Below are 2,904 nucleotides of genomic sequence, written 5' to 3' on the forward strand. Positions count from 1 at the left end.
CGACGCGACGTAGACGGGGACTTCGTGGCGGTTGGCGATGGCCGCCGCGTCGCGTTTGTGTCTGTCGAGTCCGATAGCGACGCCGGCTACGTCGCCGAACTCGGCGAACAGGTCGTCAACGCCGGGTGCGTCGACCGGGTCGAATACCCACACGTCGCCGTCGACTTCGACAATGTGGCTGGCGCGTTGCATGGTCTCGTCGGGGTGCGCGAGCCATCCGACACCGTGGTCCCATCGGTCAACTTCTTGGAGTTGGGAGGTTCCGCGACCTTTCATCGGCATGACTGTATTGTCGGGCGGAACGCGCATAAGACCTCTCCCCGCGGCCGATGGCCCCGGTTTTGCTCACCCCCAATCTTCAGAGATTGTCGGTGTTGATTTGGACCCCCGGTGGGGAGACGACGAGGAACTTCCGGAAGTGCATCAACTGTCCGCCCATATCCTTGACATCGCGTGCGAAGTCCGACGCGAGTTTGTTGAGGTCGCCGTCGATAGCCAACATGAGAACGTTTCCGCGAGCGACGGATTCGACCCACTCCTCCGGCGGGGTCGACCCGTCGAGGACGCCGAGGACGACATCCCCCTCGGCGTCGTCCACGTCGAGATGTTCTTCGGCCGTCTGCAAGTTGAGATTGAAGTCGCCCATACCCGCCCGGTTGTCGAGCGACGAGAAAAGGGTTCGGTCAGTCGATGGCGAGTAGTTGGGTGGTTGTTGGCCAGACCGGGTTACAGTGGTCCCGATGACCGCCGTTCGCAGCTCACATTTGTCCAGTACAAAGTGCGCGCACCCCTGCCAAAATTTTGTTTCTAAACTATGTGTGGTTGTATTAGGAACTGCGACATGGTGAACGCTGCACCGGCATATCAAGTCACTATATGACATTGGATAATATAAGGCCGTTTAGGTACTTCGATTAGGGCCGACAGTCATTGTCACGCTGTCGGAGGTGAACGTTCGTGATACTGTCTGGGAGAAACATTTAAATATGAGTTGAGGCACCTGACTGACACGATGTCTCACAACAACACGGAGGATTCGTCGGGTTCCCCGGCGGGTCGAGTTCTTCCAGGGCACATTAGCCCAACAATCTGAAATCGAAGACGTACGAATCTTCGACACGACACTCCGCGACGGCGAACAGTCTCCGCGAACCTCCTTCAGTTACGAGGAGAAACGCGATATCGCCGACACCCTCGACGACATGGGAACCCACGTCATCGAGGCAGGGTTCCCGGTGAACTCTGATGCGGAGTTCGAGGCAGTTTCCGATATCGCTGCTTCGACGGACACGACGACGTGCGGGTTGGCCCGCGTCGTCGACAAGGACATCGAAGCCGCGCTGGACTCCGGCGTGGACATGGTGCACACGTTCGTGAGCACCAGCGATGTCCAGTTGGCCGACTCGATGCACGCCTCCCGCGAGGAAGCCGTCGAGCGCGCCGTTCGCAGTGTCGAACGCGTCCGCGACGCGGGCGTCGAAGTAATGTTCTCGCCGATGGACGCCACCCGGACTGACGAGGCGTTCCTCATCGAGGTCGTCGAAGCCGTCTCCGACGCCGGTGTCGACTGGATTAACCTCCCCGACACCTGCGGCGTGGCGACGCCGACGCGCTTTGCCCGGATGGTCGAGACGGTCTGCGAACACACCGATGCCCGAATCGACGTGCACGCACACGACGACTTCGGACTGGCGTCGGCCAATGCGATGGCCGGATTCGAAGCCGGTGCCGCACAAGCGCAGGTGTCGGTCAACGGCATCGGCGAACGCGCCGGCAACGCCGCCTACGAGGAGGTCGTCATGTCCGCAGAATCCCTCTACGGCGTGGACACCGGCATCGACACGACGAGAATCACCGAGTTGGCTCGCATCGTCGAGCAGGCGTCCGACATCCCGGTTCCGGCGAACAAGCCGGTCGTCGGGCGGAACGCCTTCTCCCACGAGAGCGGTATTCACGCCGCTGGCGTCATCGAGAACGCCGACACGTTCGAACCGGGCGTCATGACCCCGGAGATGGTCGGCGCGACGCGCGAGTTCGTACTCGGCAAGCACACGGGGACGCATTCGGTTCGAAAGCGTCTCGCGGACATCGGGTTCGACCCCTCGGACGCCGAGGTTCGAGAAGTCACCCGCCGCGTCAAGGACCACGGCGCGGAAAAAGAGCGCATCGACGACTCGACGCTCGAAGTGTTCGCCCGCGATGTGGGGGTACCCCACGAAAACGAGAGAGAGGAGGAGGTCCGCGCCTGATGGCGTCGGGCTGTGGCCCTACGGGGCGACCGCCCTACACGTGTACCCGGTTCCGGGCCCCGTCCCAAACGGCGTGCAATCGTTGCCCGCCGCGAAAGGATTATTATAGCCCGGAAGTACGTGTGGCATACGATGAAGCAGCGCGACGACACCCAGGCACTCGCCGCTCCGCAGTTCGGAGCGAGCGGTGCTGCCGTCGCTGCTGTTCGGTCGCTCATTATTGTAGGGGCCTAGCCCCCTACCACTCCATCTCTCTGTCCCGCGGATTCGCACCGTTTTCAGACACCCCTGCAGTCCCCACAATGGAGTCTCAGCACCACGCAGCCGACCGACAGCACCCGTATCGACGACCGAACACACACCGCGGCTATCACGGAGCCGACACATGAGCGAACGCACAGCAACCACGACCGACCCCAATCCGACCACGACGCCCGACGAACCGACAGAGACCGACGTCACCTCGGGCTCGACGGCGGTCGTCCGCGCCCTCGACAACGCCGGTGTCGACACGGCGTTCGGCGTGCAGGGAGGTGCAATCATGCCAATCTACGACGCACTGTACCACTCTGACATCCGGCACGTGACGATGGCGCACGACCAGGGCGCGTCCCACGCTGCAGACGCGTACGGCGTCGTTCGCGGCGACCCCGGT

At 62.3% G+C, this 2,904-nt stretch carries 3 protein-coding genes and 1 pseudogene; 2 read left to right on the forward strand and 2 right to left on the reverse strand.

Annotated features, from left to right (window positions below):
• Positions 1 to 282 (reverse strand): annotated as a pseudogene (locus tag QT222_RS03320) (hypothetical protein); the annotation flags it as partial.
• A 76-nt stretch (positions 283 to 358) separates the two neighbouring features.
• Positions 359 to 646, reverse strand: a complete 288-nt coding sequence (locus tag QT222_RS03325) for a DUF5779 family protein (protein WP_004056880.1) — start codon at positions 644 to 646, stop codon at positions 359 to 361.
• Between the two features lie 358 nt (positions 647 to 1,004).
• On the opposite strand from QT222_RS03325, the gene QT222_RS03330 reads away from it, so the two are divergent.
• Together QT222_RS03330 and QT222_RS03335 are read left to right on the forward strand one after the other, a co-directional pair.
• Positions 1,005 to 2,249 (forward strand): LeuA family protein, encoded by a 1,245-nt coding sequence (locus QT222_RS03330; RefSeq protein ID WP_231512939.1) that lies wholly within the window; start codon positions 1,005 to 1,007, stop codon positions 2,247 to 2,249.
• 385 nt (positions 2,250 to 2,634) lie between these two features.
• A partial coding sequence (locus QT222_RS03335; RefSeq protein WP_491476303.1) for a thiamine pyrophosphate-binding protein occupies positions 2,635 to 2,904 on the forward strand: 270 nt, incomplete at its 3' end.

Source organism: Haloferax sp. s1 (assembly GCF_058382125.1).

Bases quoted from the DNA above. Each gene is read 5' to 3' on its own strand.
- QT222_RS03325 (WP_004056880.1), bottom strand. From the start codon at position 646: ATGGGCGACTTCAATCTCAACTTGCAGACGGCCGAAGAACATCTCGAC.